Annotated in this window: 19 protein-coding genes and 1 pseudogene; 9 read left to right on the top strand and 11 right to left on the bottom strand. The window is 66.3% G+C overall.

Annotated elements, in window-relative coordinates; genetic code table 11:
• Positions 1–74 precede the first annotated feature (74 nt).
• Complete coding sequence (locus ACZK2R_RS12960; RefSeq protein WP_125894397.1) at positions 75–1052, bottom strand: zinc-binding dehydrogenase; 978 nt, start codon at positions 1050–1052, stop codon at positions 75–77.
• Positions 1053–1485: 433 nt separating this feature from the next.
• Here ACZK2R_RS12960 and ACZK2R_RS12955 point away from each other — a divergent pair, with 433 nt between their 5' ends.
• The 4 genes from ACZK2R_RS12955 (at position 1486) to ACZK2R_RS12940 (ending at position 5828) form a co-directional block, all read left to right on the top strand.
• A complete protein-coding gene (locus ACZK2R_RS12955) occupies positions 1486–3849 on the top strand; it encodes a ribonucleoside-diphosphate reductase subunit alpha (protein ID WP_180837632.1) in 2364 nt (787 codons plus the stop codon).
• Positions 3850–3996: 147 nt separating this feature from the next.
• On the top strand, positions 3997–5037 hold the full coding sequence (locus ACZK2R_RS12950; protein ID WP_125894401.1) for a ribonucleotide-diphosphate reductase subunit beta: 1041 nt from the start codon (positions 3997–3999) through the stop codon (positions 5035–5037).
• 13 nt (positions 5038–5050) lie between these two features.
• Positions 5051–5530 (top strand): flavodoxin, encoded by a 480-nt coding sequence (locus tag ACZK2R_RS12945; RefSeq protein WP_180837663.1) that lies wholly within the window; start codon positions 5051–5053, stop codon positions 5528–5530.
• A complete protein-coding gene (locus tag ACZK2R_RS12940; protein WP_049461515.1) occupies positions 5502–5828 on the top strand; it encodes a thioredoxin family protein in 327 nt (108 codons plus the stop codon). Before ACZK2R_RS12945 ends, ACZK2R_RS12940 begins: the two co-directional genes overlap by 29 nt.
• 206 nt (positions 5829–6034) lie before the next feature.
• Here ACZK2R_RS12940 and ACZK2R_RS12935 read toward each other — a convergent pair whose 3' ends face one another.
• Entirely contained in the window at positions 6035–7366 is a 1332-nt protein-coding gene (locus ACZK2R_RS12935; RefSeq protein ID WP_125894403.1) for an Nramp family divalent metal transporter, read from the bottom strand.
• A 116-nt stretch (positions 7367–7482) separates the two neighbouring features.
• Between ACZK2R_RS12935 and mntR the strand changes: the two genes are divergently transcribed.
• The gene (gene mntR, locus ACZK2R_RS12930) at positions 7483–7953 is read left to right on the top strand and encodes a manganese-binding transcriptional regulator MntR (RefSeq protein WP_006372477.1); all 471 of its coding nucleotides are present in this window, start codon (positions 7483–7485) and stop codon (positions 7951–7953) included.
• 68 nt (positions 7954–8021) lie between these two features.
• On the opposite strand, the gene ACZK2R_RS12925 is transcribed toward mntR, so the two are convergent.
• The 4 genes and pseudogenes from ACZK2R_RS12925 to fabR all read right to left on the bottom strand — a co-directional run bounded on the left by ACZK2R_RS12925 (position 8022) and on the right by fabR (position 14376).
• Entirely contained in the window at positions 8022–8582 is a 561-nt protein-coding gene (locus ACZK2R_RS12925) for a thioredoxin-like domain-containing protein (protein WP_125894405.1), read from the bottom strand.
• Positions 8572–10731: a TonB-dependent receptor plug domain-containing protein gene (locus ACZK2R_RS12920; protein ID WP_125894407.1), complete on the bottom strand. Its 2160-nt coding sequence runs from the start codon at positions 10729–10731 to the stop codon at positions 8572–8574. The genes ACZK2R_RS12925 and ACZK2R_RS12920 overlap by 11 nt, the downstream gene beginning before the upstream one ends.
• Positions 10732–10990: 259 nt before the next feature.
• Positions 10991–12772 (bottom strand): annotated as a pseudogene (locus ACZK2R_RS12915) (autotransporter family protein).
• A 947-nt stretch (positions 12773–13719) separates the two neighbouring features.
• A complete protein-coding gene (gene fabR / locus ACZK2R_RS12910) occupies positions 13720–14376 on the bottom strand; it encodes an HTH-type transcriptional repressor FabR (protein ID WP_005409961.1) in 657 nt (218 codons plus the stop codon).
• 92 nt (positions 14377–14468) lie between these two features.
• Between fabR and ACZK2R_RS12905 the strand changes: the two genes are divergently transcribed.
• Together ACZK2R_RS12905 and ACZK2R_RS12900 are read left to right on the top strand one after the other, a co-directional pair.
• Positions 14469–15539, top strand: coding sequence for a ferredoxin reductase (locus ACZK2R_RS12905; RefSeq protein ID WP_180837631.1), 1071 nt, complete (start codon positions 14469–14471; stop codon positions 15537–15539).
• An 11-nt stretch (positions 15540–15550) separates the two neighbouring features.
• A complete protein-coding gene (locus ACZK2R_RS12900) occupies positions 15551–16699 on the top strand; it encodes a fatty acid desaturase family protein (RefSeq protein ID WP_125894413.1) in 1149 nt (382 codons plus the stop codon).
• Between the two features lie 5 nt (positions 16700–16704).
• Here the strand turns inward: ACZK2R_RS12900 and ACZK2R_RS12895 are convergent, their stop codons facing one another.
• From ACZK2R_RS12895 to ACZK2R_RS12875, 5 genes are all read right to left on the bottom strand, one after another.
• A complete protein-coding gene (locus tag ACZK2R_RS12895) occupies positions 16705–17040 on the bottom strand; it encodes a tetratricopeptide repeat protein (RefSeq protein ID WP_008267331.1) in 336 nt (111 codons plus the stop codon).
• Positions 17040–17615, bottom strand: coding sequence for a flavin reductase family protein (locus ACZK2R_RS12890; protein WP_033833194.1), 576 nt, complete (start codon positions 17613–17615; stop codon positions 17040–17042). The genes ACZK2R_RS12895 and ACZK2R_RS12890 overlap by 1 nt, the downstream gene beginning before the upstream one ends.
• Positions 17612–18241: a superoxide dismutase gene (locus ACZK2R_RS12885; RefSeq protein WP_125894415.1), complete on the bottom strand. Its 630-nt coding sequence runs from the start codon at positions 18239–18241 to the stop codon at positions 17612–17614. Before ACZK2R_RS12885 ends, ACZK2R_RS12890 begins: the two co-directional genes overlap by 4 nt.
• A 284-nt stretch (positions 18242–18525) precedes the next feature.
• Positions 18526–20046: a thioredoxin family protein gene (locus ACZK2R_RS12880; RefSeq protein ID WP_125895819.1), complete on the bottom strand. Its 1521-nt coding sequence runs from the start codon at positions 20044–20046 to the stop codon at positions 18526–18528.
• A gap of 119 nt (positions 20047–20165) precedes the next feature.
• Positions 20166–20615, bottom strand: coding sequence for a GNAT family N-acetyltransferase (locus ACZK2R_RS12875; protein ID WP_125895818.1), 450 nt, complete (start codon positions 20613–20615; stop codon positions 20166–20168).
• Positions 20616–20681: 66 nt separating this feature from the next.
• Here ACZK2R_RS12875 and ACZK2R_RS12870 point away from each other — a divergent pair, with 66 nt between their 5' ends.
• The gene (locus ACZK2R_RS12870; protein ID WP_125895817.1) at positions 20682–21617 is read left to right on the top strand and encodes a TIGR03571 family LLM class oxidoreductase; all 936 of its coding nucleotides are present in this window, start codon (positions 20682–20684) and stop codon (positions 21615–21617) included.
• Positions 21618–21742: 125 nt separating this feature from the next.
• Entirely contained in the window at positions 21743–22054 is a 312-nt protein-coding gene (locus tag ACZK2R_RS12865) for a DUF3817 domain-containing protein (protein WP_049462784.1), read from the top strand.
• Positions 22055–22158: the final 104 nt, after the last annotated feature.

Raw genomic sequence — 22158 nt, 5'->3', positions numbered from 1 at the left:
CCGTTGGTCCGCACTCCTCCTGCGGGTCAGATCCCGTTCCAACGGAAAGGGATCCGACCCCGGTTGTCCGGCCATCACGGCCGCAGCAGCACCTTGCCGTTGCGGCCCGAACCCGCACCGGCCTTTGCTGCCTGGGCGATGTCGTCCAGCGCGAAGACCTGCTCCACCGGCAGGGTCAGTTCGCCGCTCGCCGCGCGCTTCAGCAGTTCGCCAACCAGCCGGCGCTTGTCCTCCACCGCCATCGCCTGGCTGACCTTGCTGCCCCAGAAGCCCTTCACCGTGGCTTCCTTGTAGATCAGGCCGCCGGCGGGAATGCGCATCGGCTCGCCGCTCATCACACCGAACGACACCAGGGTGCCGTGGTGGCCAAGCAGGTCGACCAGATCGCCGCTGGCGTCGCCGCCAATGGAATCCACCGCGGCCGCGGCCTGCGCTTCGCCGGTCGCCTCACGCACGCGATCCTTCCAGCCGTCCACCGAGGTGTCGAACACATGATCGATGCCCAGCGCTTTCAACTGTGCGACCGCATCGGCATTGCGCACCAGGTTGGCCACATGCACGCCACGCGCCCGCGCCAGCATCGCCAGCGATTTGCCCACCGCGCCGTTGGCAGTGTTCTGCACGATCCACTGGCCCGTCTCGACGTGCAGGAACTCCAGCAGCATCAGCGCGCTCAGCGGCATCGCGATCAGCTGTGCGGCCATTTCGTCGGGGATCGCCTCCGGCATTGGAATCACCATGCGTGCCGGGGCGATGAAGGCCTCGGCCCAGGTGCCGTGCACCGAGGCGGCGGCAACCCGCTGGCCGATCTGCAGGCCGTCGACGCCGTCGCCGAGTGCATCGACCACGCCCAGTGCTTCACTGCCCCCGATCGCCGGCAGCGTTGGCTTGTAGCCATACAGGCCGCGCACGGTCAGCAGGTCGTGGTTGTGGATCGAGGCCAGCACGGTGCGGATGCGCACTTCGCCGGGGCCGGGCTCGGGCAGGGCGGCATCGGCAATGGCGAGGACGTCGGCCGGGTCGCCGAAGGAGGGGTACTGGGCAGCGCGCATGGGCGGTGTTCCGGGGAAAGTTGATGTTGTACCGAACTGGGGACGCAGGGGATGTCGACAAGGCGCCGCCGGTGCAACACGGCATCCTGCGACTGATCGTCGCGACATGTGCTGATTACCGCATCTTGTGTTGACGGCTCCGAGTATCCCCACTATGTTGTGGCCGTCACTCCCGGTCAGCCGCCGCCGCCGGACATGCAGCAAACGTCCCGCGGCCCGCCCCTGAAGGCTTGCCGTGTCGACGCGGCCGCCATCGTGCGGACCCAGATCGCCCCCACGGCCCGGATACCGGCCGCAGGCGCAGGCTGTTGCCGACGATCTGGTGTTCCCGCGCTTTGGCATCCCACCCCGACCGCCCCGTGCGCCGGTATCGCGTGCAGGGCCGCCATGGCATCGACCGCCGACGCGCGTGCGAGCCTGGAGTTTCACCACCATGACCGACAGTACCTTCCGCGTGGCCGATCTGGCCGGCGCTGGCGACGCCTTGCGCGCCGGTGGCGAGCGCGTGCCGACCTGGATCACCAAGGAGGCCGGCAACCGTCGCCTGCCGTTCGAGGCCGAGCGCCTGCAGCGCAGCATCGACGCCGTGCATGCCGAGTTCCCGCAGCTGGATGTGAGCGACTACCGCCGTGTAGTGCAGTCGATGGTCGAACGCAAACCGAGCATCAGCGCCGATGACCTGGTCGATCTGCTGATCCGCGAGGCCGAATCGCGCGTGGACCTGGTCGCGCCGGAGTGGGAACAGTTTGCCGCGCGCATCTACCTGCGCCGCCTGTACAAGCGCGCCAGCCGCAACCGCTTCTACGACGTCGGCCTGAAGTACGGCTCCTACGTGGGCCTGCAGGAAAGCCTGGCCGATCGCGGCATCTACAGCAACGACATCCTGCGCTGCTACTCGAAGGAAGAATTGCAGCAGGCCGGCGAGATGATCGATCCGGAACGCGATCGCCTGTTCGCGTACAACGGCCTGTACCTGCTGGCCACGCGCTACCTGGCCAGCGACCGCAGCCGTGAGGTCTACGAACTGCCGCAGGAGCGCTGGCTGACCATCGCGCTGTACCTGATGCAGGAGGAAAAGCCGCGCGAGCGGCGCATGCAGCTGGTCGGAGAGGCGTACTGGGCGCTGTCCAACCTGTACATGACGGTGGCCACACCGACCCTGGCCAATGCCGGCAAGGTGGGCGGGCAGTTGTCGAGCTGCTTCATCGACACGGTGGACGACAGCCTGCAGGGCATCTATGACTCCAACACCGATATCGCCCGTGTGTCCAAGCACGGCGGTGGTGTTGGAGCCTATCTGGGCTATGTGCGCAGCAGCGGCGCGCCGATCCGTGGCGTGGCCAATTCCTCCGGCGGCGTGGTGCCGTGGATCAAGCAGCTCAACAACACTGCGGTGTCTGTTGATCAGCTCGGCCAGCGTAAGGGTGCGGTGGCGGTGTACCTGGACATCTGGCACCGCGACATCGAAGCCTTCATGGACCTGCGCCTCAACAATGGGGACCAGCGCCTGCGCGCGCACGATGTGTTCACCTCGGTGTGCGTGCCCGACCTGTTCATGGAAGCGGTCGAACGTCGCGCCGACTGGTACCTGTTCGATCCGCACGAGGTGAAGCAGGCCAAGGGCTGGTACCTGCAGGACTTCTACGACGAGAAGCGTGGTTCTGGCAGCTTCCGCGACCGCTACGCCGAGCTGGTGGCCGATGAGCGCATCAGCCGCCGCACGGTGAAGGCCATCGATCTGTTCAAGCGGATCATGCTCAGCCAGCTGGAGACCGGCAACCCGTTCCTGTTCTACCGCGACGAGGTCAACCGCCGGAACCCGAACAAGCACGCGGGCATGATCTATTCCAGCAACCTGTGCACCGAGATCCTGCAGAACATGAGCCCGACGCGGATGATCCAGGAGATCGTCAGCGGCGACCAGATCGTCACCACACGCCGGGCCGGTGACTTCGTGGTCTGCAACCTGTCCTCGATCAACCTGGGACGTGCGATCAGTGCGCCGGATGACCTGCTGGCCACCGACGTGCTGGAGCGCCTGATCCCGATCCAGGTGCGCATGCTCGACAACGTGATCGACCTCAACGCATTGCCGGTGCCGCAGGCCACGATCACCAACCGCAAGTACCGTGCCATCGGCCTGGGCACGTTCGGCTGGCACCACCTGCTGGCGCAGCAGGCGATCCAGTGGGAATCGCCGGATGCCGAAGAGCTGGCCGACCGCCTCTACGAGCGCATCAACTTCCTGACCATCCAGGCCAGCGCGCAGCTGGCGAAGGAGAAAGGCAGCTACCCGATGTTCACCGGCAGCGATTGGCACAACGGACGCTACTTCAGTGACCGCGACTACAACGGCGCGGCCTGGAACAGCCTGGCCCGCGAGGTCGCCACGCACGGCCTGCGCAACGGCTGGCTGTTGGCGGTGGCGCCGAACATGAGTACGGCACAGATCGCGGGTTCCACCGCCTCCATCGACCCGATCTACAGCGCGTTCTACTACGAGGAAAAGAAGGATTTCCGGCGGCCGGTGGCCGTGCCGGGCCTGTCGCTGGAAACCTGGCCGTACTACGAGAAGGGCGCCTACAAGGTCGACCAGTTCGCCAGCGTGCGCCAGAACGCACGCCGCCAGCGCCACGTCGACCAGTCGATCAGCTTCAACCTGTACGTGCCAAGCACCATCCGCGCCAGCACGCTGCTGGAGCTGCACCTGAGTGCCTGGCGCGAAGGCCTGAAGACCACCTACTACGTGCGCTCCAACGACATAGACATCAGCGAATGCGAGTGGTGCTCCAGCTGACCGCCGGCGACCCACGGTAGTGCCGGCCGCTGGCCGGCAACCCCGCGATCTACGGTAGTGCCGGCCGCTGGCCGGCAACCCCGCGATCCATGGTAGTGCCGGCCGCTGGCCGGCAACACGATAGAAAGAGAACGAAGGCAGAAACCCATGGCAACCCCCCTCGACCGCATCAAGATCCTCGAACCGCGCCATCCCAACCGCAGCACCGGCATCATCAACGGCCGCACCAGCGGCATCCTCAACTGGAACGACATTCCGTACCCGTCGTTCTATCGGGCCTACAAGGAGCTGTCGACCAACTTCTGGATTCCCGACGAGGTCGACATGAAGCTCGATGCCCGCCAGTACGGCGAGCTCAACGCACGCGAAAAGAACGCCTACGACTCGATCATCGGCCTGCTCGCCACGCTGGATTCACCGCAGACGCGCTTCATCTACAACGTGGCCGAGTACATCACCGACCCGGCCGCGCATGCCAACGCCGCGATCATCGGCCAGCAGGAAGTGATCCACAACGAAAGCTACAGCTACGTGCTGGCGTCGATCACCGACCTGCCGAACCAGAACCGCATTTTCGAGATCGCCCGGACCCACCCGACCATCATCAAGCGCAACGCACCGATCATGGGTGCATACGACGACTTCATGCGCGAGAAGACCGCCGAGACCCTGTTGAAGTCGTTGATCCAGTCCTCGATCCTGGAAGGCATCAACTTCTATTCCGGTTTCGCCTACTTCTACAACATGGTGCGGCAGAACCGCATGAACGGTACGGGCAAGATCATCAGCTTCATCAACCGTGACGAGCTGGCGCATACCAAGTTCATCAGCGAGTTGGTCCGCGCCATCATCGGTGAGAACCCTGAGCTGCAGACCAACGAGCTGACCGCCTACGTGCACCAATCGTTCGAACACGCCATCGAGCTGGAGACGCAGTGGTCGTCGGAGGTGCTGGACGGTATCGATGGCATCGACGTGGACGAGATGGTGCGCTACGTGAAGTACCGCGCCAACAAGATGGCCGGCATGCTCGGCATCGAGCGCCTGTACAGCGACACCACCGACAACGTGATGCCGTGGATCAAGGCCTACGCCGACAACTTCACCGAAACCAAGACCGACTTCTTCGAGATGCGCAATGCAAGTTACAAGAAGACCAACGTCGACAACGGCTTCGACGACCTCTGAGCCCAGCGAAGCGCTGAGCATCCTGCTGGTGGTGGCCTCGTTGAGTGGCAACACCCGCGAGCTCGCTCGGCTGATTGCGGAGCGTTGCCGCGCAGCGGGCCATGCGGTGCACTGGCAGGAGGCCGACGACCTGCGCCAGGCACCGCCTCTGGCCGTCGATGAGGCCGACCTGGTGTTGCTGGGCTGCTGGACCGACAACGCCGGCCGCACGCCGTCGGAGATGAAAGCCTGGGTGGCCGGCATCGCCGAGCGCGGCGAGCGGCCACGGCAGCTGGCGGTGTTCGGTACCGGCGAGACGCAGTGGGGACAGGAGTACTACTGCGGCGCCGTGCACCGGCTGATCCGCTACTTCCGCAGCGACTACCCGCCGCTGGAGATCGAACAGATGCCGCATGGCGTTTGCCATTCCGCGGCCATCGAGGCCTGGACCGACGCGGTCCTGGCCCATTACTGGAGCAACACCGATGCAGATCATCGACGCCACCACGCCTGAGCAGTTCCAGCAGCTGCTGGCCGAACATCCGAGGGTGCTGGTGGATTTCCACAAGGACCAGTGCCCAGGGTGCCGGATGCTGGAGATGTCGCTGCACCGCGTGGCGACCAGCAGTGCAGGGCAGGGCATCACCCTGCTGCGCGTGCAGCTGGAAGTGCTGGGTGAAGCGTTCTTCAGGGGACTGGGGTTGCGGCAGACGCCGACGCTGTCCCTGTTCCGTGACGGCGACGAACGCACCCGCCTGGCCGGGTTCCAGTCGCCGCAGCAGATTGAAGCCGCCATTGCGCTGTATCTGTAGAGTCGAGCGATGCTCGACTGCTGTTCGCGCGGTGATGGAATGAGTCGAGCATGGCTCGACTCTACAAAGGCATACACGCGTGGCGTGGATCTGCTGGCGGGATTTGCTTTCTGTAGAGTCGAGCCATGCTCGACTGCTGTTCGCGCGGTGATGGAATGAGTCGAGCATGGCTCGACTCTACAAAGGCATCCACGCATGGCGTGGATCTACTGGCCGCTGAAGGTATCCACCAGCAGCTTCACGTTCAACGCCACGATCACCAGTGCGATCACCCAGGCGATGCTGCCCAGCCAGCGCGGGGCCACCAGCGCGCCCATCGTCACTTTGTCGGTCACGATCCGCACCAGCGGGATGATCGCGAACGGCAGCTGCATCGACAGCACCACCTGGCTCAGCACCAGCAGCTTTACCGCGCCCTGGTCGCCGAACAGCATGATCACCACCACCACCGGAATGATCGCCAGCGCCCGCGTGATCAGCCGCCGCAGCCACGGCGGCAGACGCAGGTGCAGGAAGCCTTCCATCACGATCTGGCCGGCCAGCGTGGCGGTCACCGTTGAATTCAGGCCCGAGGCCAGCAGCGCAATTGCAAACAGCGTCGCAGCGGCGCCCACGCCCAGCATGGGCGCCAGCAGCTGGTGCGCCTGCTCGATGTCTTCCACATCAAATCGGCCATTGGCATGGAACACCGCCGCCGCCAGGATCAGGATGCTGGCGTTGATGAACAGTGCCAGGGTCAGTGCAAGGGTGCTGTCGGTCACTGCCCAGCGCAGCGCGCTGCGTCGGCCTTCATCGGTGCGCGGGTAGGCACGGGTCTGCACGATGGACGAGTGCAGATAGAGATTGTGCGGCATCACCGTGGCACCAATGATGCCGATGGCGATGTACAGCGCGTGCGGATCAGTTACCACCTGCGCGCGCGGAATGAAACCGCCCAGCACTTCCATCACCGGCGGTGCGGCCAGCGCGATCTGCACCATGAAGCAGGCGAAGATCACCATCAGCAATGCGATCACGAAGGCTTCCAGCGCACGGAAACCGCGGTTCATCAGCAGCAGCACCAGCAGCGTGTCCAGGGCGGTGATCACCGCGCCCCACAGCAACGGCAGGTCGAACAGCAGCTTCAGCGCGATCGCGGTGCCGATCACTTCGGCCAGGTCGCAGGCGATGATCGCCGCCTCGCACAGCGCCCACAGCGCCAGGTTCACCGGCTTGGGGTAACGCGCGCGGCAGGCCTGGGCCAGGTCCATGCCGGTGGCGATGCCGAGCCGCGCCGACAGCGCCTGCAGGATCACCGCCATCAGGTTGGAAATGAGGATGACCGACAGCAGCAGGTAGCCGAAGCGCGAACCGCCGGCGAGGTCGGTGGCCCAGTTGCCCGGGTCCATGTAGCCGACCGAGATCATGTAGCCCGGGCCGAGAAAGGCCAGCAGGCGGAACCACCAATGGCCCTTGTCGGGCACCGCCACCGAGGCGTTGAGCGCACCCAGGCTGGCCGCAGTGGAGGCCGAAGGGTCGCGGGGTGCCAGGGTGTTCATGGCTCCGAATATAGCTCCTGCTATAGTCATTAGCAATGTGAAACAATCGTCTTTATCGCGTTACTGGTCCAGAATTCAGGTTCAACACCGGAACAACCGGAAGGACAGGCGCAGGCGTGGGCAAGACCGACGATTCGACATCGCTGAAAAGCACCCCCTTGATCGAGGCCGAGCGCCAGGTCGAGAGCTTCCGGCAAGTGCGCGAGGCGCACCGGATGGAGCTGGTGGAGGACTATGTCGAGCTGATCTCGGACCTGCTGGCCGACGGCGGCGAGGCCCGCCAGGTCGACATCGCCACCCGGCTGGGCGTAGCCCAGCCCACCGTGGCGAAGATGCTGCGGCGGCTGGCCCGTGATGGCTGGGTGGTGCAGCGGCCGTACCGCGGCGTGTTCCTGACCCCGGAAGGCGAGGCGCTGGCGCATGCCAGCCGCCAGCGCCATCAGACCGTGGAGCGTTTCCTGCTGGCGCTGGGCGTGGACCCGGATACCGCGCGGCGCGATGCCGAGGGTATCGAGCACCATGTAAGCGAGCAGACGCTGGCGCTGTTCGAAGCGTTCGTGCGCAAGGCTGAGGGCGAGGCGCCGTAACGGTAGCGCCGGGCCATGCCCGGCGGCCGTAAGGCTGCGTCAAGCAATTCGCCGGGCATGGCCCGGCGTTACCGCGATTGGATGCCGGCGTTGGGGCAATGGGCCTGCTGCTGCGCACACGCCTGCTTCGTCCATTCCTTCAACACGGGCTGCAGGCCTTCGTAACGCCGGCCTTGCCAACCATTGGCCAGCACCTTGCCGTCAGCATCGATCAGCACCAGATTCGGCGGTGCCAGCCCAGCCAACGCCTGCAGTGCCGGCATGCGCGCGGCGCGGCGCGGGTCCAGCACCGGCCACGGCATCTCCTGCGCATGCATGTAGCGGCGCAGCGCGGCCTCGCTCTCATCCAGGCTGACGTACACCACTTCGGTATCGGCGCCGGCCTCGCGCAATGCGTCACGCACGCTGCGCAGTGTGGGTACGAAGGCATGGCAGGGCGCGCACCAGTCGGCGCCGAAGTACAACGCCACCAGCTTCGGTGGCGATGACCACTGCATCGGCCGCAGCGAGCGCTGATCCGGCCGCACCAGCGAGGCCGAGACCTGCGCGTGGAGGTCCGCAGCCATCGCCGGTGCGGCCAGCAGCACGGCACAGGCCAGCAACAACGCTCGTAGCGGCTTAGAACGCATAGCGCAGGTTGACGTACCACGAGCGCGCGAAGCGCGGCCCATAGACATAGTCGCTGTCACGCAACGCACCCACCTCCAGATCCTTCTGGCGCTGGTCGAACACGTTCTTGACGCCTGCGGCCACCGACACTTCCTGCTGCGCCTGCGCGCCCAGGTGACGGTGCCAGCGCGCACCCAGATCGGTCACCAGGAATGAACGCGTGCGGTGCAGTTCGCCCAGCCGGTTGTTCAGCACCGACATCGGCCCGGTGTGGCGCAGCGCGACGAAGGTCTCCCACGGCTCGGCCGGCATCCAGCTGAGCTGGGCCAGGCCGGTCCAGCGTGGGGTCTTCAGGTAGTCCCGGCTTTCGATCACGGTGTCGCCGCCGTCGCCGGTGTCGTCGAAGATGCGCTGCGGTTCGCGGAAGCGCGAGCGGTACCACGAGGCACCCGCGGTCAGGCGCCACTGTGGCGACGGCTGCCAGCCCAGGTTGGTTTCCGCCCCCAGCACGTTGGAACCGGACGCGTTGTAGCGCAGCTGACTGAGCTGTCCGTCATCGCCGCGCTGGATCTCGCCCAGTGCGAAGGTGTCGCGGATGCGCGCATACGAGGCGGTGGCATCCCAGCTCCACACCGGATTGGCCGGGTCAGATCGCCAGTCGAAGCCGAACAGGGTGGTCAACGCGCGCTCTTCCTTCAGGCCGTCGGTGTTGCGCACGCGCACCTGTTCGCCACCCAGCGTATCGACATGCACATCCTCGACGAAGATTTCCGGTGCACGGAAGCCAGTGGCAACGCCTGCCCGCCACTTCAGGTTGGGCGTGGCCTGCCAGGCCAGCGCGATGCGCGGCGAGAACACCGCGCTGTCCAGCTCCGAGCTCTTGTCCACGCGCGCACCCAGCACCAGGTCGACGTTGTCGCGCAGGCTCCACTCGTCCTGGATGAAGGCGCCCAGGTTGTGGAAAGTGGCATCCTCCAGCACTGCCAGGCGCTGCCCGTCACCGGTGCGGTTGTCGTCGCGCAGTGACTCGTGCTTGTACTGCACGCCGAAGGCCAGCGCGTGCGCACCCAACCGCCAGTTCAACTGACTGTCGATGTAGTGCAGCGGGTTGTGGGTGCGGCCGTACTGGCGCCATGAGCGTGAGGCGGCGCTGCCGGCTACGTTCGGATCCAGCTGCGACGGGTCATAGCCAGGCGCAGACGGATCGGTGACCACATCGCCCAGGCCGCCATAGAAGCTGTCACGGTCGATGTCGGCGAAGGCATAGGCCAGGCGGAAATCGAGGTCGGCATTGATCTCCTGATCCCACGACACGCTGCCTCGGCGGTACTTCGTATCCAGCGATTCGGCGATGTTGGCCAGGTATTCGGGCTGGTCCAGGCGGTTGCCGCCGCGGCGGGTTTCATCGGTCACCTGCAGGTCCAGGCGCAGCCGCGTGCCCGGCGTGGGCGCATACCAGGCCTGCAGCCCGCCGACCTTGAGGTTCTTGCGGGTGATCTCGGTATAGCCGTCACCGTTGTAGTCGATGCCGCTGTTCCAGTTGCGCTGGGCAATCACCGACAGCCCGGCGTCGGCATCCTTGGCCACCAGGTCGAGGCGCACATCGGCGTTCTTCTGCGGCGTGCCTTTCAGCACATCCACGCCGGCCTGCACATGGCCGCCGCTGCGCGCCGGCAGTGGCGGGATCAGGTTGATCACACCGGCCACCGCGCCCGGGCCGTACAGCGCCGAGCCGCCGCCCTTGACCACTTCGATGCGGTCGACGAACCCGGCCGGAATCTGTTCCAGGCCGTACACGCTGCCCAGCGTGGACAGCAGCGGGATGCCATCGAACAACAGCTGGTTGTAGGCGCCGGGCAGGCCCAGCAGCTGTACCTCGCTGGTGTTGCAGTTCTGGCAGTTGCTTTCCACGCGCAGGCCGTTGATCAGCTCTGCGGCACGCGAGAAGTCAGTGGCCGCGCGCAGCGCGATGTCTTCCTTGCGCAGCACTTCGGTGCGGATCGGGACATCGGACAGCAGGCGTTCGCTGCGGGTGGCAGTGCTGACCTTGACCTGCACACGGTCCAGCTCGGTCGGCTTCGGTGTGGCTGCCAGCGCAGGCAGCGGCAGGGTCAGGGCGATGGCGGCAGCCAGAGGCAGCCGGCGGGAAAGGGGTCTGGAAACGGGCATGAAGGCGTCGTCCTTGGGAGAGGAAAGGCGGCGAGGGCGACCTGGCTGACGCATATAAAAGCAGAGGGTCATAGATATAGCAACGGCTATATAAATAAGTCCGTGCAATCACGAAGCCGAAAGCAGGGTCAGAACATCGCGGACGACGGCGTTATAACATTACAATTAAGCGCCAGAACCCTGCCGGATGTCATGCCCGGCAGGGTGCGATCGAAATCGAGGAACGCCGCCCCGGTCTGGCCCCAGGGCGGCGAGGGGCTTACCAGGCGGCGCGCAGGCCGACCTGGGCACCGTGGTTGCGATAGCCGCTGTCGCCACGCTGCACACGCAGGTCACCCCATGCGCTCCAGCGCTGGCCCAGCTGCAGCTGGGCACCGGCCTGCACTTCGTAGCGGTTCTCCGGCGTCTTCGCGCTCAACGACTCACTGTTGAAGCGCATGGCCTCATCGCGCTGGCCACGCAGCCAGTTCGCCGCCAGGAACGGCTGCACGCGGTTGCCCTGCAGCGTGCCCTGGCCAAACAGGCGAACGCCGAGGCGGCTGTTGAGGCCGCCGCCGCGACCATCCTCGACCGTGGTGCCATTGTTTTCGACCAGGCTGTCACCGTCGTAGTCGGTCCAGGTCAGCTGCGCCTGCGGCTGCAGGTACAGCGTGCTGGCCTCACTGCTGCGGATGGCCCAGGCATATCCGGCTTCCAGCGACGCACTGCGGGTCCTGGAATCGTAGGTCTCGCGGGCGATGCCTTCGCCCTGCACCTCGTTGTCGAAGCGCGCCGCCTGCAGCCAGCCGTCCACATACAGGCCGGCACTGCTCTGTGCATCCTGCACCCAGCCCAGGTAGACACCGGCCGACTTGCCCTTGACCTTGCCGCGCGTGCCATAGCCGCTCAGCGTCGACACCGCCTGCGTGGTCGCCTCGCCGGTGCCCAGCATCACGCCGACCTGGCCACGGCCATCGCCCCAACGCCAGACATCGCTGCCCAGCTGCAGGGTGTTGATGTGGGTACGGGCGTCAACCTGGCCGGCCACGTTCGCCTGCAGCTGGTCACGCCCGGCGCGCACCCAGGTGCCGATGCGGGCGCGGTCGAAGCCGGGCTAGCCGCGGTCATGGCGGCGCAGCTGGAACATCTGCACGGCCGCGGCCTGGTTGGCCAGGTACGCGCCCGGCTCCGGACGCAGTACGGGGACCGGATCGACGGGATTGACCGGGTCCACCGGATCGACCGGGTCAACAGGATCGACCGGATCCACCGGACCAGTGCCCTGGCACTCCGGCAGCGCCGGATTGATGTCGCACGGATTGCCGGTGTAGGCCGAGGTCAGGTACCAGTTGCCGTTGGTCGCGCCCGGAGTGCCCTTGCGCAGGAAATACTCGTACATGCCGCCGATGGCGCGGCCCTGCAGCGCGAGGTGACCATTGCTGGCACCGTCCACCTGCATCAACGGAATGCCGTTGACGGTCTGTGCACCAGCGCCGGCAATGTTGTTGACGGTGACCTGGGTGGTGCCGCTGGTATCACCGGTCACGTGCATGCGCGAGCTTGCCGCGTCGTCGCCGGCCAGTACCGTGTTGAAGTGCAGGGTGCCGCCATTGCCGGCGTAGTTGCCGTTGACGGTCAGCTGCGGATAGGCCGCCGTACCCGCAGCACCGAGGAAGATATTGCTGCCTGCACCCAGGGTGAGGTTGCCGGTGTTGCTGTCGCCGGACAGCGTCCAGCGACCGCCCTGGTCGACGATGACGTCGGCCGGGCCGAGGATGCGGCCGGTGAGGTCGAGACCGTCAAGGAAGCGCAGCGTGCCGGTGGCGGTATCTGCGATGGTGAAGTTACCGGCCAGCGTGGAAGTTCGGCCGCTAAAGTCGAACCGGGCACCTGCATTGGCCTGCAGGAGGTTGCCGTTGCCACCCTTCAGCGTGGCGCCGTTCTGCACAATGAAGCGGTTGACCTGCGGAGCTGAGCCCTGGGTATTCGCGCTGAGCGCTGCGCCAGCGGTTCCTTCCACCGAAGAGCCATCGACAAGTACGTACCACCCATCTGGGCCCATGGCGGGCTGGCCGCCGGCGTTGTGTCTGCTGTCGATGCCATCCTGCGCGCCGACGACAGAAGAGCCGCTGCGTAATTCCAGAATGCCCGCCAGCATCAGGACGCCGTGCACATCGCCAGCAAAGGCCGTCGATGAGGCACGGATGGTTCCGCCACCCGAAATGCGCGAAGCCGTAAAAGGACTTTCGACGCGGCTGTTTGAAATGGCGATGACTGTGCGCGCCGATGTCGGGTTGGACAGAAATGCACTGGTGTTCAGGCCGGCCAGCGTGCTGCCTCGGATGTCGCCGACGGAATCCATCAACGAGACCAGGCCGGCGGATGCGTTACTGAGGGTGAGTGTCGAATTCTGCGAATTTACTGAGCCTACTCGAGTACCGTCGACGTTCAGCTGCGAATTGCCACGGAGCGTGAAGTCCTGCCCGACCCAGACATGGCCCGGAACGACCGTAGCGGACGCGCCGTTGTTCAGATCAACGGCCGCGGCCTCCATGGAGGGCACGAGAATCAGCCCGGCGAGTGCAAGTGCCAGCCGTGATCGGACAAGCGTGGAAGGAAACTTCGGCGTGAACTGCATCATGCGCATGGGTGTTTCTCCTTGAAGCTCATTGGGGGGGACCTGCATCCGCAGGACCGGAGGCGGCACTGTGCGGATCGGGTCTTGCCTGGGCCATGCAATTAATCTGAAAGGACTGCAGCGGCACTTGCCGGATTCAAACCCCGTTCAATAACTCACCAAACTGAATGGAGCGCGCGGTCTGAATAATTCAGCGTGCGTGAGACCGCAGTGAATGGCGCGTGCAGGATGCTCAAGCTGCGCATCTGCAATCTAGATCTGTGACAGCGGCCACAGTCCATCGGCGCCGTGGCGCTGCGTGGCGGGCTTCATGGAGCTGGGGCGGGTCAGAGCCCTTTCCCCTGGAAAGGGGTCCGACCCAGGGGCCTCGATCAGCCGCGGCGGAACGCGGCGGGGGTACGGGCGCCGACGATGATCATGCGGATCATCGTGGAGATCTGCTCGACCAGCTCCGGATCCTTCTCCGGTGGCAGGTCCATGGCGGTGGCACCCATCGCGAACACCAACCGGGTGATGGCCTTGGCCACCAGTTCCGGGGCATGCAGTACGGCGCCATCCAGTGCGGCCAGGCGCACCAGGTCGTGCTGCAGCTCTTCCTCGAAGTAGTGCAGCTCGCGTTCGACCGCATGCTTGAAGTCGTCCGAGCCGACCGCGCCCTCGCGCAGCAGCACGTGCAGCAGCTTGTCGTCGGCGCGCAGCTGTTCCATGAAGGTCTCCACCGAGACCCGCACCACGCTGGTGGCGGTGGAGGTGGCGCGCTGCCGGGCCTCGCCGATGATGGTGCGCAGCGAGCGGCCGGCCGCATCGATGAGCGCCACGGCCAGTTCGTCCATGTCGCGGAACTGCCGGTAGAAGCTGTTCGGCGCGATGCCGGCCTCACGCGCCACTTCGCGCAGGCTGAGCGTGGACAGGCTGCGGTGCGGCCCGATCAGTTTCAGAGCAGCAGCCAGCAGATCCTCGCGGCTCACCGTACGGCGGGCCGGGCTGTTGGCATCTTCGGGCGTCGACAAGGCGGTGGCGGCGGCCATGGGGGTTCCGGTGGGGCGAGGCTGAATCATACCCAATCCGGTTCAATATACACATGTATACACAGGTGTATGTGCGCCCGTATAGTGCGCCCATGAGCGCTGTCGTCCGTCCGTCCCTGTTCTCTCCGTACCGCTGGGTCTCGCCGTCGCTGTTCGATTTCTGGGCGGGCCAGCTCAATCCCCTGTGGACCCTGCGCGAGCCGGTGGCCCGCCTGGTCCGGCGCGAGCCGGCCGGCGAGGGCGCGGCGACCCTGGTCCTGCGCACTAACCGGCACTGGGCCGGCATGCGCGCTGGCCAGCACGTCACTCTCGGCGTCGAGATTGAAGGGCGCCTGTGGCAGCGCAGCTACAGCCCCACCGCACTCGGTCGGCGCGAGCTGGCGATCACCGTCAAGGCGATCAATGGCGGCCGGGTCAGCCAGCATCTGGTCAATCATGCGCAGCCGGGCGAACTATTCCGCCTCGATGCCGCCTTCGGCGAATTCCATATGCCGGCCGCGGCGCCAGTGCTGCTGCTGGCGGCCGGCAGTGGCATCACGCCGATGCGCAGCCTGCTGCGCGACACCTGCCAGCGCCCGCTGGCGGCGCCGGTGGACCTGTTCTACTGGGAGCGCACCGCTGCCCATCTGCAGTTCCGTGATGAACTGCAGGCGCTGGCCGCAGCGCATCCGAACCTGCGCGTGCATCTGCTGACCACCCGCGAGGGTGAGGCGCCGGCCGCGCGTATCGATACCCATGATCTGCAGGTGGCCGGCGATGACACGCCTCTGGCGCAGCGCCATGTGCTGGCCTGCGGCCCGGATGGATTCGTTGCCGCTGCGCGCGAGCGTCTGGCGCACCAGGTGGCCGGTTTCCAGGCCGAAGCCTTCACCCCGCCGGCGCCGCTGCGCGATGCCAGCAGCGAAGGAGAGGTGTCGTTGACGCTTGCGCGCAGTGGCCGACAGTTGAGCGTACCGCGTGGCCGCTCGCTGCTGGAAAGCCTCGAAGCCCATGGCATCAAGCCCAAACACGGCTGCCGCATGGGTATCTGCAACAGCTGCAGCTGTGACCGCGTCAGTGGCGCCACCCGCCACCTGCGCACCGGCGACTTGCAGTCCGAATCGGCACAGCCGGTGCGGATCTGCGTGAGCGCACCGACCACCGACCTGACCCTGGATCTCTGAGGACGTCTGCCATGACCCGCGCTACCGACCGTGCCCTGAGCACCGCCGAGATGCATGCCTTCGGTGAGGAACTCGATGCGATCCGCGACCGTGTGATCGGCAGCCTCGGCGCCTCCGATACCCGCTACATCCGCCGCGTGGCCGCCGCCGTGCGCTGGTTCGGCGTGGGTGGCCGTGGCCTGCTGTTCCTGGCGGCGTTCTCGCCACTGTTCTGGATGCCGCTGCTGTGGCCGGCCGCGATCACCGGCACGCTGCTGCTGGCGCTGTCGAAGATCCTGGAGAACATGGAGCTGGGCCACAACGTCATGCACGGCCAGTTCGACTGGACCGGCGACCCCAAGCTCAACGGCAACACCTACGAGTGGGACATCGTTGCCACCGCCGACAACTGGCGCAAGACCCACAATTTCCGCCACCACACCTACACCAACGTGCGTGGCTTGGACGATGACATCGGCTACGGCCTGCTGCGCATCTTCCCGGAACAGCGCTGGAAGCCGTTCTACCTGCTGCAGCCGATCATCGCGCCGATCTTCGCGCTGCTGTTCCAGTGGGGCGTGGCCGCGCAGGACCTGCGCCTGGGCCGTTGGCTGAAGGGCCGCATCAGTGGCCGTGCGATGTGGATGCAGACCCGCCCGGTGGCGCGAAAAATGGCCCGTCAGGTGCTGAAGGACTACGTGTTCTTCCCGCTGCTGGCCGGCCCGTTCTTCCTCACCGTGATGCTGGGCAATCTGGTGGCCAACGGCCTGCGCAACATCTGGACCTACGTGATCATCTTCTGCGGGCACTTCACCGCCGAATCGGAAACCTTCCCGAAGGAGTGCCTGCGCAATGAGTCGCGCGGCCATTGGTACCTGCGCCAGCTGCGCGGTTCGTCCAACATCAGCGGCGGCTTCCTGATCAACGTGCTGTCGGGCAACCTCAGCCACCAGATCGAGCACCACTTCTACCCGGACCTGCCGGCCAACCGCTATGCGGCCATTGCCAAGGAAGTGAAGGACATCTGCCGCCGTTACGGCCAGCACTACAACAACGGCTCGCTGCCGCGCCAGTTCGGCCAGGTGGTCTGGCGCATCCTGCGCCACGCGTTCCCGAGCAAGCCGCGCCGCCTGCCGATGTCGGACATCATGTCCGCACCGGCATCGGCCAACGCGGGCTGATCGACTCAGCCCGCCTTCGCCAGGGCCGCCTGCTCGCGGTCCAGGCGGCGCAGGAATACCTGCATTTCCTTGCGTGCCTGCTGGTCGCCCTTGCTGCCGGCCACGCTCAAACCGCGTTGCCACGCTTCGCGCGCCGCCTGCGGCTGGCCACTGGCCAGCCAGGCCTTGCCCAGCAGCTTCCACGCCGCCGAATACTGCGGATCAAGGACCACGCAACGGCCCAGATGGGTTGCCGCGCGCACCGGGTTGCCGGCATCCAGCCAGCCCTTGCCCAGGCCGAAGCGCAGCAGCGCGCCGTCCTTGCCGCTGGCCAGCATGCATTCCAGAGCCTCGATGTTCATCAGCGCACCTCCACCAGCAGCTCGGCCGGTCCCGGCTGGAAGCGGCCGCGATGGAACAGCAGCGGCGCGCCGCCGTTCTCGTGCACTTCGATGATGCGGCCGGCCAGCAACAGGTGATCGCCCACCGGCCACTGTGCGTGGCGGGTACAGGTGAGATGCGCTACCGCGCCCGCGATGCGTGGCGGGGCGTCCTCGTCGTCATCCAGCAATGCCAGACCGTCGAAGCGGTTGCGTACCTGCGGATCGGCAAAGCGCCGGGCCAGTGCTTCCTGGTCGGCCGCCAGCACGCTGATCGCAAAGCGGGTGGCGCGCTGGAAGGTGGAAAGACTCTGCGCGTGCAACGCCAGGTTCCACAGCACCAGTGGCGGCTGCAATGACACCGGCACGAACGAATTGATGGTCAGGCCGATGGGCTTGCCCTGCGCATCGCGCGCGCAGACGATGGCCACGCCGGTAGGAAAGTGGCCGAGCAGCCGCCGCAGGGCACGCGGCGGCATCTCGACCGACGGCACCGGGGCCGGGGCGGGGAACACCCCCGCCCACGGCCCGGCGTACGGCAGTGTCTCGCCGCTCATGAGGCCCGGGCCTGGCGGTAGCGCCGGCCGACCTCGGCCCAGTTGATGATGTTGAAGAACGCACCGATGTAGTCCGGGCGGCGGTTCTGGTAGTGCAGGTAGTAGGCGTGTTCCCAGACATCCAGTGCGAGGATCGGGGTATTGCCGGACAGGCCGACCGTAGCGCCCATCAACGGGCTGTCCTGGTTGGCGCTGCTTTCAACCTTCAGGCGGCCGTCGCGATCGCTGGTCAGCCAGGCCCAGCCACTGCCGAAGCGGGTCTGCGCGGCCTTGGTGAAGGCCTCCTTGAAGGCATCGAAGCCACCCAGATCGCGGTCGATGGCGGCGGCCAGCTCATCATCGGGCGTGCCGCCGTTGGCGCTGAGCACGGTCCAGAACAGGCTGTGGTTGGCGTGGCCACCGCCGTTGTTGCGGACTGCGCCACGCTGCGCCTCGGGCACTGCATCGAGGTTGGTGATCAGCGCCTCGACCGGCTGCTCGGCGATGCCGGCCTGCTCGATGGCGGCATTGAGGTTGTTGACGTAGGTCTGGTGGTGCTTGCTGTGATGGATTTCCATCGTGCGCGCATCGAAGTGCGGCTCGAGGGCGTCATAGGCATAGGGGAGCGGGGGAAGCGAGTACGACATCGAAGCAATCTCCGTGGGGAAGGCCAAGGGGGCTGGCCGTGGGGAGACTGTTATCGCACCTCAACAATGGTTGAGGTCAATAGATCAAGAGGTCAAGACGGAGGCGTGGTAGTGCCGGCCGCTGGCCGGCATTCAGCGACGGTCGGGTTGCCGGCCAGCGGCCGGCACTACCAGAACCCGCTTTCCGAACCCTCACCGGCGTGCTGATGCGCTGCCCCCGCCCCCTCCCACACGGATCAACAAAAGCGCCGGCAGGCGAACCCGCCGCCAGCGCTTTCATCAGCTCAACTCAACCAGTCCTTGCACGCGCCATCCACCTGGTCACCGCACGCCTGCTGCATCCGCTGCTGCAGCCGTGCCAGCGTCTCCGCACCCTGGTGCTTGCCGCTCCACGCCTTCAACTGCCCGGCCAGGCGCTCGAAACGCTGGCGGGTACGCTGGTGGTAACCCGACGGCTGTGCCTCCAGCTCGGCGATCAGCGACGCGGTGGCCTGCTCGATGCGCGGTGCATCGTCCGGCGCTAGCTTCAGCAAGCCTTCCACGTACAGCACGCCCCATTGCACGCGGGTGGCCGGGCCCTGTGCACCATCGTAGGCGCGCTTCAACCACTCCAGCGCACCGGCGGTGTCGCCGCGCTGCTCGGCCAGTTCGGCCAGCTCGGGCATGTAGTAGTACGGCTGCTCGCTGCGCTTCAGCTCGGCCAGCAACAGCGCCTCGGCACCCGCGTCGTCACCTACCTCGCGCAATGCGTACACCGCGCTGCTGATCGTGGCCTGGCGTGCATGCGCATCGGTGGCGGCGGCATCGGCAGCGGCCACGCGCTGCTTGACCCGCTCGACCAGCGCCGCGGGCAGTGCGCCCTTGGGCTGCTGCTGGCGGGCCAGCGATACTTCGGTCAGCGCACGCGACAACGCGTCGTCGGCGCGATCACCGCGCTCGGCATCTGCGCGCTCCAGTGCGACCAGCAGCTGCCGTCCCAGCGTGTTGCTGGTGGCCGGCCCGGCACTGGCCTGCTTGACCAGCTGCACGCCCGCATAGCCCAGCAGCTCACGATTGCGGCGCACTTCCGCCGGTTGTGCCAGTACGGCCTGCAGCAGCTCGCGCACTTCGGTGGGCGAGGCATCGGGCTTCTCGGCTGTGGCCAGAGCCAGCAGGGCGAAACGGCGCTGCAGGGCGGCGTCGGGTGCCGCCCTGGACAACTGGCGCAGCACATCCTGGCTCCTGCGCTCGCCGGCCAGGCGGTTGGCGTCCACTTCCCAGCCATAGTCGCCCAGCACCTGCCAGTCTTCGGCGGCCAGCCGGTCCGGCGTTGCCAGCGCGGTGGCCAAGGTGGCGGCAACAGCACTGCGGCGGCCTGCAGCGACGGTCAGGGCCCGGGTCAGTTCGGCGGCGTCATTGCCACCGGCCACGCGGGTGATTTCGTTGCGCTGTGGGTCCAGCACGATCAGGGTCGGATAGCCGCGTACGCCGAAGCGTTCGCCCCAAGCCTGCGCACCTTCCTCGTCGCCATCCAGGTAGACGGGAACGAATTTGCTGGTCAGCGCGATGAAGGCCGGGTCCTTGAACAGGCCCGCCTTGAGCTGGTTGCACGGCGGGCACCAGACCGCGCCCCAGTACAGCAGCACCGGCTTGCCGCTGTCGGCGGCTTCGGCGAAGGCATCGTCCACATCGCCCTGGCGCCAGGCGATGGCGGACGCCGGCGCGGGTGCCTCGGCGGAGTTGGCGGTGGATACCGGGGCCGGGGTGCAGGCGCTCAGCGCCGAGGCCAGCAGCAACACGGAAAGCGCGACGCGCATCGGCAGCATCTCGAAGGGCAGGGTGACAGGCCATTGTAGGAACCGCCGGGGAGCCTGCTGATTCAGTTTGCTTATGACAGGCGTGCCGCAGGGCATGACGCCCGTCGGGCATTGCCCGGCGGATGCCTTCAGGCCGCTGCCCGCACCATCTGCTGGTACACCAGCCCGTTGAACTCGCCGACCTCCCCATCCAGCACAAAGCCATAGCGCAGGTAGGTAGGCACTGCATTGAGCGAGGCGCGCACTGTCAGTACCGGCTCGCGTACCTGCGGCAGCACGGCTTCGAACAAGGCATGGCCGATGCCTTGGCCCTGGCAGGCGGGATCGACGAACAGCATTGCCAGGTGCCGGCCCTCCTTCAGTTCGACCACGCCGACCACGCGCGCATCCTGTTCGGCCACCAGGATGTGGTTGTCACCCTGCAGGCGCGCACCAAACGCATCGGCTGCAGCGACACTGCCGAAGGTGGCGATACCGGCCGCGCTGAGCGAAGGCGCCACCGCCGCAGTGAACGCGGCCAGGCACACCGCGCTGATCGCGGGCAGGTCATCGACGTGGGCAGGGCGGATCGTCGGCATGCAGTGTTCTTCCAGTGGTGGGCGGTGCGTCATCGTCGCCGCAGGTCTGCACGCTAAGCTGGCGGCATGAGTGATTTCAATCCTGCTTACGCTGCCTTGTTTCCGCAACAGGGTCTGAGCCTGGGCCTGATGACGCCTGTCGCCGCACATGGGCTGGCCGATCCGCATGAAGCCAGGCGGATCGCGCGGCTGGCCGATGATCTTGGCTTCGCCGCGCTGTGGACCCGCGATGTACCGTTGATGGTGCCACAGGGCCCGGATGCAACAGCGAGTGCGCTGGATGACCCGTTCCTGTGGCTGGGCATGCTGGCTGCCGCGACCGAGCGCATCGTGGTCGGCAGCGCAGCCATCGTGCTGCCATTGCGCCAGCCGCTGCAGGTGGCGAAGTCGGCCTTGAGCCTGGACCGGATCAGTGGCGGACGCTTCGTGCTGGGCCTGGGTTCGGGTGACCGCCCGGAAGAATTTGCCGCGTTCGGTGAGGATCTGGAGGGCAGGGCGGCGGCGTTCCGTGAGCGTTGGACGTTGTTGCGCGCAGCGTTGTCACCAGAGGCCGATGAACGGGCCACCGTACTGCAGGCGACCGGTGGTTTCGACGTGCTGCCGGCGCCGGCAACGCGCATTCCGATGCTGGTGGTGGGTACTGCGCGGCAGAGCCTGCAATGGATCGCGCGCGAAAGCGAAGGCTGGGCCACCTATCACCGCGAGGAGGTGGCGCAGGAAGGACGCATCGGCCTGTGGCAGCAGGCGCTGGTGCAGCGCGGCGGGCCGGGCAAGCCGTTCGTACAGTCGATGCTGCTGGACCTGCAGACGGATCCGCAGGCGCCAGCCGAGCCATTGCCGCTGGGCCTGAAGGTCGGCCGCGATGGTCTGCGTGACTACCTGCTGCGCGTGCATGCGCAGGGCGTGGCACATGTGATGTTCAACCTGGTCGACAACGGGCGGTCGATGGACGCGGTGCTGCGCGAGATCGGCGAGCAGGTCCTGCCGGATGTGCTCCGGTAGGTGTCCACCTTGGTGGACACGTTCCAGCAGTCGAGCACGGCTCGACTCTACATGGGGTTCGCATCTGCGTATCATTCGCATTTGATATCCCGATGCTGGAGCTCCGCGTGACCCAACGTTCCCCCATGCACCCGACTGGACGCCTGTTCGCGGTGGTCGCTTTCATCGAGGCCGTGACCTGGGCCGGCCTGCTCATCGGCATGTGGATGAAGTACGGCCCGATGGCCAACGTTGCGCTGGTCAAGTTGTTCGGGCCCCTGCACGGCGTCGCCTTCCTGGCCTATGTGGCGGTCACTCTGTTCGCGGCGGTGCGGCTGCGCTGGCCGTGGTGGGCCAGTGCCCTGGCACTGCTGGCGGCGATCCCGCCGCTGGTGACGCTGCCGCTGGAGTGGTGGTTCAAGCGTCGTGGTCTGCTGGGCCTGCGTGCAATGCGCTGAACCCACTGTTGCATGCCCATTCAAGAGAATGGGTATCAAATGCAAATACGAGCCGTTATCATTTAAGGATGGCATCGGGCCCTGAGCAGGACTGATGCCGGGCG

The organism is Stenotrophomonas sp. 96582_Sma (genome assembly GCF_056480905.1).
The sequence above is the reverse complement of the archived record's forward strand: the minus strand, read 5'-3'. Positions and strand labels throughout refer to the sequence as shown.

Bases quoted from the DNA above. Each gene is read 5' to 3' on its own strand.
- ACZK2R_RS12925 (WP_125894405.1), bottom strand. From the start codon at position 8,582: ATGCGTTCTAAGCCGCTACGAGCGTTGTTGCTGGCCTGTGCCGTGCTG.
- ACZK2R_RS12880 (WP_125895819.1), bottom strand. From the start codon at position 20,046: ATGCTGCCGATGCGCGTCGCGCTTTCCGTGTTGCTGCTGGCCTCGGCG.
- ACZK2R_RS12950 (WP_125894401.1), top strand. From the start codon at position 3,997: ATGGCAACCCCCCTCGACCGCATCAAGATCCTCGAACCGCGCCATCCC.
- ACZK2R_RS12935 (WP_125894403.1), bottom strand. From the start codon at position 7,366: ATGAACACCCTGGCACCCCGCGACCCTTCGGCCTCCACTGCGGCCAGC.
- ACZK2R_RS12870 (WP_125895817.1), top strand. From the start codon at position 20,682: ATGAGTGATTTCAATCCTGCTTACGCTGCCTTGTTTCCGCAACAGGGT.
- ACZK2R_RS12940 (WP_049461515.1), top strand. From the start codon at position 5,502: ATGCAGATCATCGACGCCACCACGCCTGAGCAGTTCCAGCAGCTGCTG.
- ACZK2R_RS12955 (WP_180837632.1), top strand. From the start codon at position 1,486: ATGACCGACAGTACCTTCCGCGTGGCCGATCTGGCCGGCGCTGGCGAC.
- ACZK2R_RS12885 (WP_125894415.1), bottom strand. From the start codon at position 18,241: ATGTCGTACTCGCTTCCCCCGCTCCCCTATGCCTATGACGCCCTCGAG.
- ACZK2R_RS12920 (WP_125894407.1), bottom strand. From the start codon at position 10,731: ATGCCCGTTTCCAGACCCCTTTCCCGCCGGCTGCCTCTGGCTGCCGCC.
- fabR (WP_005409961.1), bottom strand. From the start codon at position 14,376: ATGGCCGCCGCCACCGCCTTGTCGACGCCCGAAGATGCCAACAGCCCG.
- ACZK2R_RS12890 (WP_033833194.1), bottom strand. From the start codon at position 17,615: ATGAGCGGCGAGACACTGCCGTACGCCGGGCCGTGGGCGGGGGTGTTC.
- ACZK2R_RS12900 (WP_125894413.1), top strand. From the start codon at position 15,551: ATGACCCGCGCTACCGACCGTGCCCTGAGCACCGCCGAGATGCATGCC.
- ACZK2R_RS12895 (WP_008267331.1), bottom strand. From the start codon at position 17,040: ATGAACATCGAGGCTCTGGAATGCATGCTGGCCAGCGGCAAGGACGGC.
- ACZK2R_RS12905 (WP_180837631.1), top strand. From the start codon at position 14,469: ATGAGCGCTGTCGTCCGTCCGTCCCTGTTCTCTCCGTACCGCTGGGTC.
- ACZK2R_RS12875 (WP_125895818.1), bottom strand. From the start codon at position 20,615: ATGCCGACGATCCGCCCTGCCCACGTCGATGACCTGCCCGCGATCAGC.
- ACZK2R_RS12865 (WP_049462784.1), top strand. From the start codon at position 21,743: ATGCACCCGACTGGACGCCTGTTCGCGGTGGTCGCTTTCATCGAGGCC.
- ACZK2R_RS12960 (WP_125894397.1), bottom strand. From the start codon at position 1,052: ATGCGCGCTGCCCAGTACCCCTCCTTCGGCGACCCGGCCGACGTCCTC.